This window comes from Mucilaginibacter sp. UR6-11 (assembly GCF_020880695.1).
Lineage (GTDB): Bacteria > Bacteroidota > Bacteroidia > Sphingobacteriales > Sphingobacteriaceae > Mucilaginibacter.
Map to the genome: position 1 here is coordinate 19,680 of NZ_JAJIWO010000010.1, position 13,729 is coordinate 33,408.

A 13,729-nucleotide genomic window follows, 5' to 3' on the forward strand; every position below is an offset into this window, starting at 1 on the left:
TCATGTTTAAAAATTATTTAAAAATAGCCTGGAGAGGTTTAGAAAGAAATAAACTTTATTCTGCCATAAATATTGGCGGCCTTGGCATTGGTATGGCCGTAAGCTTTATGCTGCTACTTTATGTGTACAATGAGTTTTCTTATGATGATTTTCATCAAAATAAGGATAGGATATACAAGGTGATGCACAATCAGTCGTCAAATGGCGAGATCTATACCGGCGATGCAACAGGTGCGCCAGAAGCTGCTGCGCTTCAAAAGGATTATATGGAAATTGCAGAGACAATGCGCATTAACTCGCCGTACGACCAACTGTTTAACTATAAAAATACAGCGCTAAAAATAAATACCGCTGCAGCCGATGCATCGTTCCTGGATATATTTTCGCTTCAGTTCATCAAAGGCAGTAGGCGCGACGCGTTTAAAGATCTGGCATCTGTGATAATAACCGAATCGGCAGCTAAGGCGCTATTTGGAAATCATGACCCCCTAGGACAAACCGTTAAAATGAACAGTAAGCAGTTGGTTAAGGTAACGGCCGTGATCAAAGATTGGCCAGGAAATTCAACCTTTCATTTTAAAGCCCTCATATCATGGAAACAGTTGGAGGCGGTAGAACCGTGGATCAAGGAATCAGGTTGGGGAAATAATAATTTCATGACTTATGTGCTTTTAAAACCAGGTGTTAATGCAGATAAACTCAATGGCAAACTAACCAACTTCATTGCACGGTATAATGCCGGGGATAAAGGCACTCAACTATTTCTGTACCCATTTGCCGACAGCCATTTAAAAAGCCAGTTTAAAAATGGCAAAAACGTGGGCGGCAGCATAGAGTATGTACGTTTGTTCCTGTTGCTGGCTATTGGCATTTTGTTGATTGCCTGTATAAATTTCATGAATTTATCAACCGCCCGTTCTGAACGCCGCTCGCGCGAAGTAGGCATCCGTAAGGTAGTAGGAGCGCGCAGAATAGCTATCATTCAGCAGTTTTTAAGCGAATCTATATTAACGGCATTTCTGGCGTTTTTATTTGCTGCGATCCTGGTGATTTCATTGCTGCCATATTTTAATCAGATCATCAATAAATCGTTGGTCATACCATACCATAACGTTTGGATTTGGGTAACCGCTTTAATGGTAACGCTGATAACTGGTGTTTTGGCCGGCAGTTACCCTGCCTTGTTCTTATCGTCCTTTAAACCCGTAAAGGTTTTAAAGGGCGCTAATAAAGCCGGTAAAACGGTACTGCATTCACGACAGATATTAGTTGTTGTGCAGTTTGTCTTTGCCACTTGCCTGATCATATCCAGCATTATTATCTATAAGCAGATCAATTATATCAAAAACCGTCCGGTTGGTTATTCGCAAAACGGTTTAATAGAAATAGCTCCGGAGGGAAATCTTCAGAAAGAATTCGACAACTTTCGCAATGATATCGTTAACTCCGGGGCGGCAACCGACGCTGCTTTAACCTCAGGAACTATCGCTTATAATAACGCAAGTACCTGGGGTGTCACCTGGCCGGGACAGTTACCCGGTGAAGATAAAATTGTGATTGACCAGATAGCAACCTCATACCATTTTACATCTACTTATGGTTTGAAAGTAATCCAGGGGCGCGACTTTTCGACTGCCTACTCAGGGGATAGCACATCGGTTATGTTGAATGAGGCTGCGATGAAAATGATGCGTTTAAAAAATCCTTTGGGCCAGATAGTAAAATGGCAGGGTGCACCACGTACAGTTGTAGGTATAGTGAAGGATTTTGTATGGGGTTCGCCCTATGAGCCGGTGAAGCCAGCCATTATCGGTTTTAATAAATATTGGATCGGCAACATCGGTATCCGGCTTAATCCGAAAGCGTCAGTATCAAAAAGCCTTGCCGGCATTCAGACCAGCTACAAAAAATATAATCCTGAGTATCCTTTCGAATATAAGTTTGTTGACGAAGGTTTTAATGGCAAATTTCAAACCGAACGGTTATTGGGTACGCTTTCCGGTTCGTTCACGGTGTTAGCCATCATCATATCTTGTTTAGGATTATTTGGCCTCGCATCATTCTCGGCCGAGCAGCGCAAAAAAGAGATCAGCATTCGTAAAGTACTTGGCGCCAGTATCAGCAGCTTGTGGTTCAACTTGTCTAAAGAATTTCTTCAATTGGTGTTTATATCCTTTATAATAGGTTCGGCACTCAGTTGGTACTATATGAACCAATGGCTTGCCCATTATACCTATCGTACCGGCATCGGCTTATGGGTATTTGTTGCAACAATTGTTATCAGTATTATAGTTTGTTTGGTAACGGTAAGCTGGCAGGCTATAAAAGCTGCGTTGAGTAACCCTGTGAAAAGTTTAAAGAATGAATAATTGGCGGTTGTAGCATTAAGTCATTAGTCATTGGCTTTAATTTGTATAGCATTACCAATAAGCTATATTTGCAATCACTAATGACAAATGACCCAATGACCAATGTCCCTTTAATAGCTCCGTCAATTTTATCTGCCGATTTTGGTAACCTGCAACGCGATATTGAAATGCTTAACCAAAGCGAGGCCGACTGGATCCATGTTGATATTATGGACGGATTATTTGTGCCTAACATATCATTTGGTTTCCCGGTAGCCGAGGTTGCTTATAAACATGCTGTAAAACCGCTTGATGTTCATTTAATGATCGTGGAGCCTGACCGTTATTTAAAGCGTTTTGCGGAAGCCGGAGCGGCCGGTATGACTGTGCAGTTGGAAGCCTGCCCCAATTTACACCGTACCATACAGGTTATTAAAGAATTGGGCTGCAGGGCAGGGGTAGCTATAAATCCGCATAGCCCGGTTACTCTGTTGGAAGATATCGTTGGGGATCTTGACCTGGTCTTAATTATGTCTGTTAATCCTGGTTTTGGCGGGCAGCGTTTTATAGAAAATACCTACAAAAAAATAGCGGACCTTAAAAAGCTGACCGAAAAATATAATCCGGGCCTTTTGATTGAAGTGGACGGGGGCGTTGACCAAACCAATGCCGGGAAGTTGTTTTCGGCCGGGGCCAACGTGTTAGTTGCAGGTAGCTCGGTGTTTTCGGCGGCCAGCCCGTCGGCCATGATCTCGACCCTTAAACACGCTTAAAAGTTATTACTATTGTAATCCAACTAGTAGGGTAATTTTAAATTTATTTAATAAGGGTACTATAAAAGGCATTTTTATTAAATATTTACATTTTTTAAAATAAATGTAAACAAAGCCTATAAACTTTGTCAAATTAATTACCTTTGCCCCAGCAAAATACGAAGTTCTTAATTCGATATGGCGCAAAAAACCAATTTTTAAACATATGAAACATAATTTTGGTGCCGGTCCGGGCATCTTACCTCATGAAGTTTTAAAGCAAGCAGCAGCCGCGGTTGTTGATTTTAACGGTATCGGTTTATCTCTTTTGGAGATCTCGCACCGTTCGGCCGAGTTTGAGGCAGTTTTAGCAGAAGCCGTAAAATTAGTTAAAGAGCTATTAGAAGTTCCGGAAGGTTACTCGGTATTGTTTTTACAGGGCGGTGCAAGCACACAATTTGCAATGGTGCCTTATAACTTGCTGCCATCAACCGGCAAAGCGGCTTATGTCGAGTCGGGCGTTTGGGCCAACAAAGCTTTAAAAGAAGCTAAGTTTTTTGGTGAGGTTGATGTTATCGCTTCTTCAAAAGAGAGCAACTTTACGTACATCCCTAAAGATTATACCGTACCGTCTGATGCGGCTTATTTGCATTTAACATCAAACAATACCATCTACGGTACACAGCTGCATGAGTTCCCGGCATCGCCGATACCTGTTGTTTGCGATATGTCTTCGGATATTTTCAGCCGTAAAATTAATGTTGCTGATTTTGGCATTATTTACGCCGGTGCACAAAAAAATATGGGCCCCGCAGGTACTACTTTAGTAATTGTTAAGGACGAAATATTAGGCAAAGTTGATCGGAAGATCCCGGCTATGTTTAACTACCAGGTACAAATTGAAGGTGGATCAATGTATAACACGCCGCCGGTATTTGCTATCTATGTTTCTATGCTTACGCTAAACTGGTTAAAATCAAAAGGCGGTGTTGAAGCAATTGCCAAAGAGAACAAAGCAAAATCAAAAGTATTGTACGAGGAAATCGACCGCAACCTACTGTTTAAAGCAGTTTGCGCGGTTGAAGACCGTTCGGATATGAATGTTTGTTTCGTAATGGAAAACCCAGAACTGGAAAAACCATTCCTTAAATTATGCGACGAAAAAGGTATAGTTGGCATAAAGGGCCACCGGAGTGTAGGCGGTTTCCGTGCTTCAATATATAACGCATTGCCAATTACCAGTATTTATGTACTGATTGATGCCATGCAGGAGTTTGCAGAAAAAAATAAGTAGTTAAAGATTGAAGATTAGTTATTGAAGATTGGTATTAGCCGCTCGTTCATAACTAATCTTTAATCTCCAATTTTAATCTTCAATAAAAACAATGATCAAAATATTAGCTAACGATGGGATAGACCCTATCGGAAAAAAGATGTTAGAGGATGCCGGATTTGAGGTTGATACCAACAATATCCCACAGGATGAACTACCTGTTAAATTACAGAATTACGATGCTATTACCGTACGCAGTGCTACCAAGGTACGCAAAGCGTTAATTGATGCCTGCCCTAATCTTAAGCTTATTGGCCGCGGTGGCGTTGGTGTTGATAATATTGATGTAGAATACGCCAAAGAAAAAGGCGTAGGCGTTTACAATACGCCAGCGTCATCATCATTATCAGTTGCCGAACTTGTGATTGCGCAATTGTTTACCGGTGTCCGTTTCCTGCATGACAGTAACCGCAAAATGCCGGTTGAAGGCGGTACCAAATTTAACGATCTGAAAAAAGCTTATGCTAAAGGTATAGAGCTGCGTGGCAAAACTTTAGGTATTGTGGGCTTTGGCCGTATTGGCCGCGAGGTTGCCAAGATCGCTATCGGTATTGGTATGGATGTGATCGCTTATGACCTGTTTGATTTTAACCCCGAGGTTGAGATCGTTTTAGGAACCGGTGGTACAAAAGTTAACGTAGCTGTAAAAAAAGCAACGTTAGACGAGATCATTAAAACTGCTGATTTCATTACTCTGCATACACCATTCATCGACAAAGCCTTAATTGGTGCTGAAGAATTGGCGAAAATGAAAAAAGGCGTGCAACTGATCAATATCTCACGTGGTGGATTGATCGACGAGTTAGCCCTGATTGACGCGCTGAACAGTGGCCAGGTAGCTTACGCGGCATTAGACGTGTTTGATAACGAACCAACTCCGCGTCTTGAAATATTAACACATCCTAAAATATCATTAACTCCGCACATCGGCGCTGCAACTAACGAAGCACAGGAACGAATAGGGGTAGAACTGGCCAGTTTAATTATTGGTCACTTTAAGAAATAATTAAAATTGCAACAATTGAGAAAGCCTGCCTGAGTAATCAGACAGGCTTTTTTTATATCGCTGTAGAGACGCAATGCATTGCGTCTCTACGAGGGTGCATATTTAACACATTATAAGATATAACTCACTCCCTTTTCCGGAATAGTAACCGGGTACCCGTCATTAGCCAAACTATCCGCTAACAACTGCATGCTGCTTTCTTCGCCGTGCACCAGGTAAACACCTTTAAGGTTGGCCTTATCCTGCGTTTTAATGTTGTTTACAAGATCAGCATGGTCGCCATGAGCGCTAAGTACATCTGTTTGTTTGATGGCGGCATATACGGCCAGATCGCGGTCCTTGATGTGAACTATCGAATCGCCACGCAATAACCGGTGGCCCAATGTACCTTTAGCGCAATAGCCAATGAACAGGATAGTACAATAATAATTTTGAATATTATAAAACAGGTGGTCTTGGATCCGCCCACCTTCCAGCATGCCTGCTGATGAGATAATGATACAAGGCTCGAAATAATTGGAGATCTGGCGGCTGTCCTTTAATGACTCGATGTACTCTAAATTATCAAACTCAAACTCATCGCCCTGCGCCTTATAGAACTCCTGTGCTTCTTTATTTACCAGGTTATGGTATTTACGGAAGATACCGGTAGCCATGCTGGCCATTGGGCTGTCCACAAAAACCTTAACCGGCGGCAACAAACCGCTGCTAAAAATTTTGTTTAAGGAGTATACCAATGATTGCGTGCGTCCGATACTAAACGCCGGAATGATCATCCGTCCCTGTTCTTTAACGCAACATTTATCTATATATTCAACTAAAGTTTCCTCAACGCTTTTGCCCGTGCTGTGCATCCTGCCGCCGTAGGTAGATTCTGTTACAATAAAATCAACCGGCGGCAACGGTTGCGGGTCATCAAGTACCGGGTAATTCTTCCGGCCGATGTCACCGGTAAATGCAATTGATTTTTCGGTGCCGTTATCGTTTATTTTAAACACAGCCGCTGCCGCGCCCAATAGGTGACCCACAGGAATAAAAGTTAATTCAATATCGCCGGTGATCCGGAATGGCTTATTAAAACCAATCGTTACAAACCTTTCCATGGTATCCATAACATGCTTTTGCAGATATAATGGCTGCGCGTTGGTGCCAAACTTGCCTTTGTTATGTTTACGGCCCTTATGAGCTTTGTTCATGAAAATGTTTACCGAGTCGAGCAGCAATAACTCCGTCAGGTCAGCAGTGGGTGGGGTGGACAGTATTTGTCCGTTAAAGCCCAAACGCACCAGTGTAGGGAGGTTGCCAGAGTGATCAATATGCGCGTGGGTTAATACCACTACGTCTATATCAGCCGGATCAAACGGGAAATCTTCGTTTGATTGGATACTGCGGTCCTTTTCGTAATCGAGTCCGCAGTCTATTAATATTTTATATAGGCCAACTTCAAGCAAATGCATGCTGCCGGTAACCTGGCGGGCAGCACCGTGTATAGTTAATTTCATTAAGATTTTTCTTTGCGGCGTACCTGGTTTTTAAGCAGGAACAGAATTATTCCAACCAGTATAAAAACAATGATCTTAAAGTTAAGTGATGCTTTATCCTGCAGCCTGATGTTCTCTTCTTGTTCTTTCTTTATCTTTTCTAACTGGTTCTGTAACCGGTTAATAGTATACCTTGACTGTAAGGCGGTAGTTTCTATTTCTTTGGATTTATCAAGTACCTGATTTTGCTGAAATGCACGGTATTCAAGCAGTATTTTTAGTTGTTTATAGATCTCGTTATCAGTTTTAACAATATCCATCAATATATCATTACTGCGGCGAATATCTTTTTTTGTCTGAAACCCAAAGATGCCGGTATGTTCAGACAGGCTTTTATCATACTGTCCAAATTTTTGGCTGCGGATGGCAAGCATGCTGTTAATTTTTGTGCGTTGCTGCTGGTAGGCTGCCGAATCAGAATTTACCTGGGCAAATGCACCGGCAAATAAAAAACAGGATAAACAAACCAATATTATTTTTTTCATGCGGTATAATCAAAGTCAATAATTACGCTGTCACCTAAATTTAACCCCAGTAAACCGCTGGCGTTGCCTTTGTTAATGGCTATTTCCAGGTGGTCGCTTATCCCAAACAGGCAAAGCTTTTCGCCTTCGGGCACTTCGCTGTAATGCCAGCTCAGGTGGTTAATGGTTTCATTGCGTTTAAAGTACAGTGTAAACTGCCTGCCTTGCTGCACTTTGTTAAAAAACTCTTTTGTAATATTAGTAATAACATTCTGGAAAGAGTCAATATAAATCACCGCGCCTTTAATCAAACTTTTTTCAATTACCGGTTGCAGGTTCATTTTATTTTCAATACCGGTTACCGGTAAACCTATTTCTGTTAATTTGCCGCCACTTGCCAAATGGCAGGCAGCCTTTACAAAAATATCAGCCAGCGGAAAATGAAGAAATTTCAAGTCCTGCATAATATTTATTTCAACTATCTCGTCGGGCTCGTGGTCAAACATCAGCGAGAAGATACCATTGTCAGATCCGACAAAGTAATGATTTTTATAACGGAGGGCAAGGTATTTGGTATTGTCGCTGTAAACCGTGTCAATACCAATAAGGTGTACCGTATCGTCCGGAAAATAATGGAAACTATTTTTTAAAATGAAAGCAGCTTGTTGTACATTGTAAGCGGCTACGCTGTTGGTAATGTCAACAATATTAACGGTGGGCAACAATTTTAATATGCTTCCTTTAAGGGCGGCCTGATAGATGTCTTTATCGCCCAAATCAGTAGTTAAAGTTATTATTGCCATTAATTTTTTAAATATTTATTACTAATCTTGTACAAGCGTTAGACGCTGCAAATATTCAATTTTTAATTCATAAAAATCGGTAACAAAATAATCAAATTTACTATTGAACGAGCTCAAAATATCAATTGAAAATATCAACCCGGCTGTTTTATGGGGCCCAAACAATGATCACTTCGAGATCATAAAAAAACAATATCCAAAACTGAAAATAGTTGCACGGGGCAGTGAAGTGAAAGTTTTGGGTGATGAGCGCGAGTTAATAGTCTTCGAGGAGAAATTTAACCATCTGATACAGCATATAGAGAAGTTTGAGAATTTGAACATAACCGACCTTGAGCGGGTGTTAGGTTCAAAACTGGATACTTCGGCTGCTGCTGACCCTACTGCTGATAAATTTGCCAGCGGCGAGGTTATTGTATTTGGCCCTAACGGTGTAATGGTTAAGGCACGTACCGCCAACCAGCGTAAAATGGTTGATTGTATAAACCAAAGCGATATCCTTTTTGCTATAGGCCCGGCGGGCACCGGCAAAACCTATACAGCTGTTGCTTTAGCGGTAAGGGCGCTTAAAAATAAAGAGATCAAACGCATCATATTAACCCGCCCCGCTGTTGAAGCCGGGGAAAACCTTGGTTTTTTGCCAGGCGATTTGAAAGAAAAAATCGACCCGTACCTGCGCCCGTTGTATGACGCGCTGGATGATATGATACCGGCAGAAAAGCTTAAATTATATTTAGAGAACCGTACTATAGAGATTGCCCCGCTGGCATTTATGCGCGGCCGTACGCTTGATAATTGCTTTGTAATATTGGATGAGGCGCAAAATGCCACCGATATGCAGTTAAAAATGTTTTTAACACGGATGGGCCCGTCGGCTAAATTTATTGTTACCGGCGATGTTACACAGATAGACCTGCCCAAAAAGCAACAATCAGGCCTGCATACTGCATTGCGCATATTAACCGATATCAAAGGAATAGATATCGTGTACCTGAGCGGCGAAGACGTTGTAAGGCATAAACTGGTAAGAAAAATATTAGCAGCTTACGGAGATATACAGTAATAGTTATTAGAGATTAGTGATTAGCGCGTTTGCTATTCAACCAATCTTTAATCCTCAATCTCCAATCTTTAATAACAAATGAACGCATTAAAAGAAACCCATTTTAATTTTCCCAACCAAACCAATTTTTATAAAGGTAAGGTTAGGGATGTTTATACGATAGCTAATAAATACCTGGTGATGGTAGTGAGCGACAGAATATCAGCCTTTGATGTGGTGTTGCCTGAGCCAATCCCGTATAAAGGACAGGTTTTAAACCAAATAGCAGCCAAGTTTTTAAAGGCTACTGCTGATATTGTGCCCAACTGGGTGTTGAGCGTACCCGACCCGAGTGTTACGATAGGCCGTATCTGCGAGCCGTTTAAAGTGGAGATGGTTATCCGTGGCTATTTGGCCGGCCATGCCGCGCGCGAATATGCTGCCGGCAAGCGCCAGGTTTGCGGAGTAATGCTGCCCGAAGGTTTAAAAGAGAATGATAAACTGCCCGAGCCCATCATCACCCCGACAACCAAAGCAGCAGTAGGGCACGACGAAGATATATCACGCGAAGATATCCTGAAACTGGGTATTGTAGCTGTTGAAGATTATGAGCAATTAGAAAAATATACCCGTGCGCTGTTTGCCCGCGGTACAGAAATTGCCGCCAAACAGGGCTTGATTTTGGTTGATACCAAATACGAGTTTGGCAAAGCAGATGGCCGGATTTTTTTAATAGACGAGATCCATACACCTGATTCGTCGCGCTATTTTTATAGCGAAGGCTACGAAAAAAGACAGGCCGCTAATGAACCGCAAAAGCAGCTGTCAAAAGAGTTTGTGCGCAAATGGTTAATTGAAAATAACTTCCAGGGAAAGGACGGGCAGGTAGTGCCGGCTATGACCCCTGAGAAGGTAGAATCAATATCAGAACGTTATATTGAACTGTACGAGCAAATAACCGGCGAGAGGTTTGTAAAGCCGGCGGGAGCAAACGTATTGGATAGGGTAGAAGGGGCAATTAAAAGCGCACTGGCATCAATGTGATTTTTATTTGTGAATAATACCTATATTAGCACTAAAATTACTGAAATAATAAAATGAAGTTCACAGTCGATAAACACGAGAAATATATTTTGCTGAAGCTCAATGAATCAAAATTGAACTCGTTGATCACGCCGCAACTAAAGTCAGAGTTAATATTGATTAATACCGAAGGTCAAAGAAATATTATTCTTGATCTGTCGCAGATAAAATTTGCTGACTCTTCCGGTTTAAGCAGTTTATTGGTTGGCCATCGGTTGTGTAAAAACGCCACAGGATCTTTCATTCTTACGGGCCTAAATGACGCCGTTTCGCGCTTGGTTACCATCTCTCAGTTAGAAAGTGTTTTAACTATTGTTCCTACGGTTGAAGAAGGCATTGACCTTATCTTTATGGAAGAAATAGAAAAAGAATTAAAAAAAGAAGCAAGATAGTACTTAAATTGTTTACCTGACATGAAATTTGAGGTAACAATTCTAGGCAGCAGCTCTGCAACCCCCATTTATAATCGAAATCCTACCTCGCAAGTACTTAATATCAATGAGCGCCTGTATTTAATTGACTGTGGCGAAGGTACACAGCAACAAATGCTTCGCTTTGATGTAAGGGCCAGCCGCATAGATCATATCTTTATCAGCCATTTACACGGCGATCACTATCTTGGCCTGATAGGCTTGCTATCTTCATTACACTTAAACGGCCGCAAAAAAACGCTTAAATTATTTGGCCCCATACACTTAAAAGAAATCATAGATCTGCAGTTTAAGTATTCTGAAACAACACTGCAATATGATATTGAGTTTATAGCCACTGATCCAAATAAAGCACAAACAATAGTTACCAATGATGATGTAACTATTGAAACCATCCCGCTTAATCACCGCATAGAGTGTACCGGATTTTTATTCAGGGAAAAGAAAAGGTTGCGCAAACTGATTAAGGACGAGCTGGAACGGATAGGCGTGCCGGTTGAACATTATACCGCCCTGAAAAAAGGCGCTAATTATGTCAACCCGGAAGGTAAGGTCTATAAAAATGATACCTTAACAATTGACTCGGAAACCCCGAAAACGTATGTTTATTGTTCTGATACCCTGTACAGCGAGTCGTACTTTGATCAGATCAATAATGTTGATCTGTTATATCACGAAGCTACTTTTTTGCATAATATGCTGGACAGGGCCAATGAAACCCATCATACCACAGCCTTACAAGCTGCCGAAATAGCTGTAAAAGTTCATGCAAAAAAATTGTTGATCGGCCATTTCTCGGCACGTTATAAAAGCCTGGACGAATTACTGGAAGAAGCGCAAAGTGTTTTCCCCAACACCGCATTGGCAATTGAGGGCAAGACGTTCGTTATTTAACGGACTAACCATATCATGCCGGCAATAAATCCGGCATGGCCCGATGACTACAAATATTAATCTTTTTTATTACCGCCGCCGAATACAGAGAAGTGTACATAACGCTTAGGGTTTGCTTTCAGGTCTAAAAACAATAAATTCAAATTATCAGACGCGGCCTGCAGATTTTTATAAAGCTTGTCGTCATTTAACATTAAGCCCAGCGAGCCTTTATTGCTGTTGATATTGGCCATAACACTCTGCAGGTCAGAGACAGCTTTGTTGGCATTAGCAAGTGTTTGTTTAATGTTTCCGTTAGCCAGGTCGCCGCTAAAGCGCTGAAAATTAGAGGTAACATTATTCAAGTTGGCGGTACTGACCTTTAAATTACCGGATACTGTTTCAGCATTTGTCAGGATGCCATTTATATGGCCGCTTTGTGCACCAACAAGGTCATCAATTTTTTTTGTGGTTCCCTCTAAGGTTTGTAGTGAGTTGGCAATACTGGCGAAACTGCGATCAACATTTTTTTGAAAATTTGGATTCATTATTTTATTGATTGACGCAAGCGACGAATCTAATTTTGTCATTAAATTTTCGGCCTTGGTTTGAATAGGCTGAAGGCTTTCTGCCAGGCTACCCTGGATATCGGCTTTTAACGTATCCTTGTTTTCGGCATATTGCTTGCTGTCTCCCAATAAAAATACAATGGCTTTGCTACCCAAAAGATCGGTACTTACCAGCTTGGCCAATGTATTAACCGGTACATTATATTCGTCTTTAATTTTAAACTCAACGGTGGTGCGCCCATCGGGTTTTAGTTCCATTTTCGATACGTGTCCAATCTGGAAGCCGTTTACCAATATCGGTTTTGATACGGTAAGCCCATCAACACTTTTATAAACAGCATAAAACTTATTGGAGCCGCCAAATACATCATTTCCTTTCAGAAAGCTGTAACCCAGGATAAGTACGGCTATAGCGATGGTGGTTAAAGCGCCTATTTTGGTCTCGTTTGATATTTTCATATAATAAATCGTGATAATGGCTTTTGGATGAGCCGTGGTTGCAACCGTGTTGATGTTTTATTACCTTCTCACTTCCCACGCTCAAAATATCACACCTCTACAACCAATTATTTTACTACTTGTTCTACTTCGTCTTTATAATTTTTTAAAGCCCGCACTATTGAACTTACAATTTCGTTCTGACCTTTTTCTGAATTCAGGTACTCTTCATCATCAGGATTGTTGATATATCCTGTTTCAACCAGCACTGCGGGCATTGCACTATGGCATAACACCAACACTCCCTGCTCACGGATGCCTTCGCTTTGGCGGCCATCGGTCTCGGTAAACTCGGTGTTAAGCAGGTTTGCCAGATGTATGCTTCGTTGCCTGAATTTGCTTTTATATTGATTGATCAGGATGATAGACTCCGGATCATTAGGATCCAGGCCCGCGTTCATCTCCGCCCCCTCACTTTCACCCTCTGCCAGCTGATTTTTGCTTATCGCTTTTTCTTCCTCCCGGGTGCGATGTAAACCATAAACCAATAGTAAAACGCCCTTTCCGGACCGATCCGGAACCCTTACTGATTTGTAAACAGTCCGGCCATGTTTGTGCCCCACAGCTTCGCGTACCACCCTGTCTGAAAGCGAATTACAGTGCAGTGATATAAAAAGGTCGCCGCGGTTTTCGTTTGCTATTTCTGATCGCCTTTCCCACGACACGTCGTCTTCGGTTGAGCGGGTAAGCACAACCTTAACAGAATTTAATTCTTTTTCTATCGCTTTCTGCAATTTTAGTGCGATTGCCAGCGTTACACCTCTTTCGGTAGAAAAAGAACCCGATGCACCATGCGAAAAATGGCCGGTGCCCGAAGGCGCGCCGCCATGCCCGGCATCAACGATAATGGTTTTAAGTTTAAAACCCTTGTTTACAACGGTATCTTTTTTTATTGTTGAGGGTAATGTGAAAGAAAATAGAGAAAAGCAAACCGGTAATGCCAATAATCCAAAAATCAATCTTTTCAATGCCTTATTTTTCATTAT

13 protein-coding genes are annotated in these 13,729 nt (G+C 41.6%); 8 read left to right on the forward strand and 5 right to left on the reverse strand.

The genetic code is table 11. From position 1 onward, the window contains the following. Positions 1–2: 2 nt before the first annotated feature. The 4 genes from LJ658_RS18520 to LJ658_RS18535 all read left to right on the forward strand — a co-directional run bounded on the left by LJ658_RS18520 (position 3) and on the right by LJ658_RS18535 (position 5,439). Positions 3–2,369: an ABC transporter permease gene (locus tag LJ658_RS18520; RefSeq protein ID WP_230548039.1), complete on the forward strand. Its 2,367-nt coding sequence runs from the start codon at positions 3–5 to the stop codon at positions 2,367–2,369. Between the two features lie 80 nt (positions 2,370–2,449). Continuing rightward, on the forward strand, positions 2,450–3,121 hold the full coding sequence (gene rpe / locus LJ658_RS18525) for a ribulose-phosphate 3-epimerase (RefSeq protein ID WP_230548040.1): 672 nt from the start codon (positions 2,450–2,452) through the stop codon (positions 3,119–3,121). 205 nt (positions 3,122–3,326) lie between these two features. Then, a complete protein-coding gene (gene serC / locus LJ658_RS18530) occupies positions 3,327–4,394 on the forward strand; it encodes a 3-phosphoserine/phosphohydroxythreonine transaminase (RefSeq protein ID WP_230548041.1) in 1,068 nt (355 codons plus the stop codon). Between the two features lie 91 nt (positions 4,395–4,485). After that, positions 4,486–5,439, forward strand: coding sequence for a D-2-hydroxyacid dehydrogenase (locus tag LJ658_RS18535; RefSeq protein ID WP_230548042.1), 954 nt, complete (start codon positions 4,486–4,488; stop codon positions 5,437–5,439). Positions 5,440–5,549: 110 nt separating this feature from the next. Here the strand turns inward: LJ658_RS18535 and LJ658_RS18540 are convergent, their stop codons facing one another. The 3 genes from LJ658_RS18540 to LJ658_RS18550 are packed head-to-tail and all read right to left on the reverse strand — an operon-like array spanning position 5,550 to position 8,247. Then, positions 5,550–6,941 (reverse strand): MBL fold metallo-hydrolase, encoded by a 1,392-nt coding sequence (locus LJ658_RS18540; protein WP_230548043.1) that lies wholly within the window; start codon positions 6,939–6,941, stop codon positions 5,550–5,552. After that, complete coding sequence (locus LJ658_RS18545; RefSeq protein ID WP_230548044.1) at positions 6,941–7,465, reverse strand: hypothetical protein; 525 nt, start codon at positions 7,463–7,465, stop codon at positions 6,941–6,943. Before LJ658_RS18545 ends, LJ658_RS18540 begins: the two co-directional genes overlap by 1 nt. Beyond that, on the reverse strand, positions 7,462–8,247 hold the full coding sequence (locus LJ658_RS18550) for an S-adenosyl-l-methionine hydroxide adenosyltransferase family protein (RefSeq protein WP_230548045.1): 786 nt from the start codon (positions 8,245–8,247) through the stop codon (positions 7,462–7,464). Before LJ658_RS18550 ends, LJ658_RS18545 begins: the two co-directional genes overlap by 4 nt. Before the next feature lie 103 nt (positions 8,248–8,350). Here LJ658_RS18550 and LJ658_RS18555 point away from each other — a divergent pair, with 103 nt between their 5' ends. From LJ658_RS18555 to LJ658_RS18570, 4 genes are all read left to right on the forward strand, one after another. After that, positions 8,351–9,310, forward strand: coding sequence for a PhoH family protein (locus tag LJ658_RS18555; RefSeq protein WP_230548046.1), 960 nt, complete (start codon positions 8,351–8,353; stop codon positions 9,308–9,310). A 78-nt stretch (positions 9,311–9,388) separates the two neighbouring features. Further along, a complete protein-coding gene (locus LJ658_RS18560; protein ID WP_230548047.1) occupies positions 9,389–10,333 on the forward strand; it encodes a phosphoribosylaminoimidazolesuccinocarboxamide synthase in 945 nt (314 codons plus the stop codon). Between the two features lie 53 nt (positions 10,334–10,386). Beyond that, complete coding sequence (locus tag LJ658_RS18565; protein ID WP_230548048.1) at positions 10,387–10,764, forward strand: STAS domain-containing protein; 378 nt, start codon at positions 10,387–10,389, stop codon at positions 10,762–10,764. A 21-nt stretch (positions 10,765–10,785) separates the two neighbouring features. Beyond that, positions 10,786–11,697, forward strand: a complete 912-nt coding sequence (locus LJ658_RS18570; RefSeq protein WP_230548049.1) for a ribonuclease Z — start codon at positions 10,786–10,788, stop codon at positions 11,695–11,697. Positions 11,698–11,753: 56 nt separating this feature from the next. Here LJ658_RS18570 and LJ658_RS18575 read toward each other — a convergent pair whose 3' ends face one another. Beyond that, the gene (locus tag LJ658_RS18575; RefSeq protein ID WP_230548050.1) at positions 11,754–12,704 is read right to left on the reverse strand and encodes an MlaD family protein; all 951 of its coding nucleotides are present in this window, start codon (positions 12,702–12,704) and stop codon (positions 11,754–11,756) included. A gap of 107 nt (positions 12,705–12,811) precedes the next feature. After that, positions 12,812–13,726 (reverse strand): N-acetylmuramoyl-L-alanine amidase, encoded by a 915-nt coding sequence (locus LJ658_RS18580; protein ID WP_230548051.1) that lies wholly within the window; start codon positions 13,724–13,726, stop codon positions 12,812–12,814. Between the last annotated feature and the right edge of the window lie 3 nt (positions 13,727–13,729).

Coding starts and splice junctions, on each gene's coding strand:
- LJ658_RS18520 (WP_230548039.1), top strand. CDS start 3: ATGTTTAAAAATTATTTAAAAATAGCCTGGAGAGGTTTAGAAAGAAAT.
- rpe (WP_230548040.1), top strand. CDS start 2,450: ATGACAAATGACCCAATGACCAATGTCCCTTTAATAGCTCCGTCAATT.
- serC (WP_230548041.1), top strand. CDS start 3,327: ATGAAACATAATTTTGGTGCCGGTCCGGGCATCTTACCTCATGAAGTT.
- LJ658_RS18535 (WP_230548042.1), top strand. CDS start 4,486: ATGATCAAAATATTAGCTAACGATGGGATAGACCCTATCGGAAAAAAG.
- LJ658_RS18540 (WP_230548043.1), bottom strand. CDS start 6,941: ATGAAATTAACTATACACGGTGCTGCCCGCCAGGTTACCGGCAGCATG.
- LJ658_RS18545 (WP_230548044.1), bottom strand. CDS start 7,465: ATGAAAAAAATAATATTGGTTTGTTTATCCTGTTTTTTATTTGCCGGT.
- LJ658_RS18550 (WP_230548045.1), bottom strand. CDS start 8,247: ATGGCAATAATAACTTTAACTACTGATTTGGGCGATAAAGACATCTAT.
- LJ658_RS18560 (WP_230548047.1), top strand. CDS start 9,389: ATGAACGCATTAAAAGAAACCCATTTTAATTTTCCCAACCAAACCAAT.
- LJ658_RS18565 (WP_230548048.1), top strand. CDS start 10,387: ATGAAGTTCACAGTCGATAAACACGAGAAATATATTTTGCTGAAGCTC.
- LJ658_RS18570 (WP_230548049.1), top strand. CDS start 10,786: ATGAAATTTGAGGTAACAATTCTAGGCAGCAGCTCTGCAACCCCCATT.
- LJ658_RS18575 (WP_230548050.1), bottom strand. CDS start 12,704: ATGAAAATATCAAACGAGACCAAAATAGGCGCTTTAACCACCATCGCT.
- LJ658_RS18580 (WP_230548051.1), bottom strand. CDS start 13,726: ATGAAAAATAAGGCATTGAAAAGATTGATTTTTGGATTATTGGCATTA.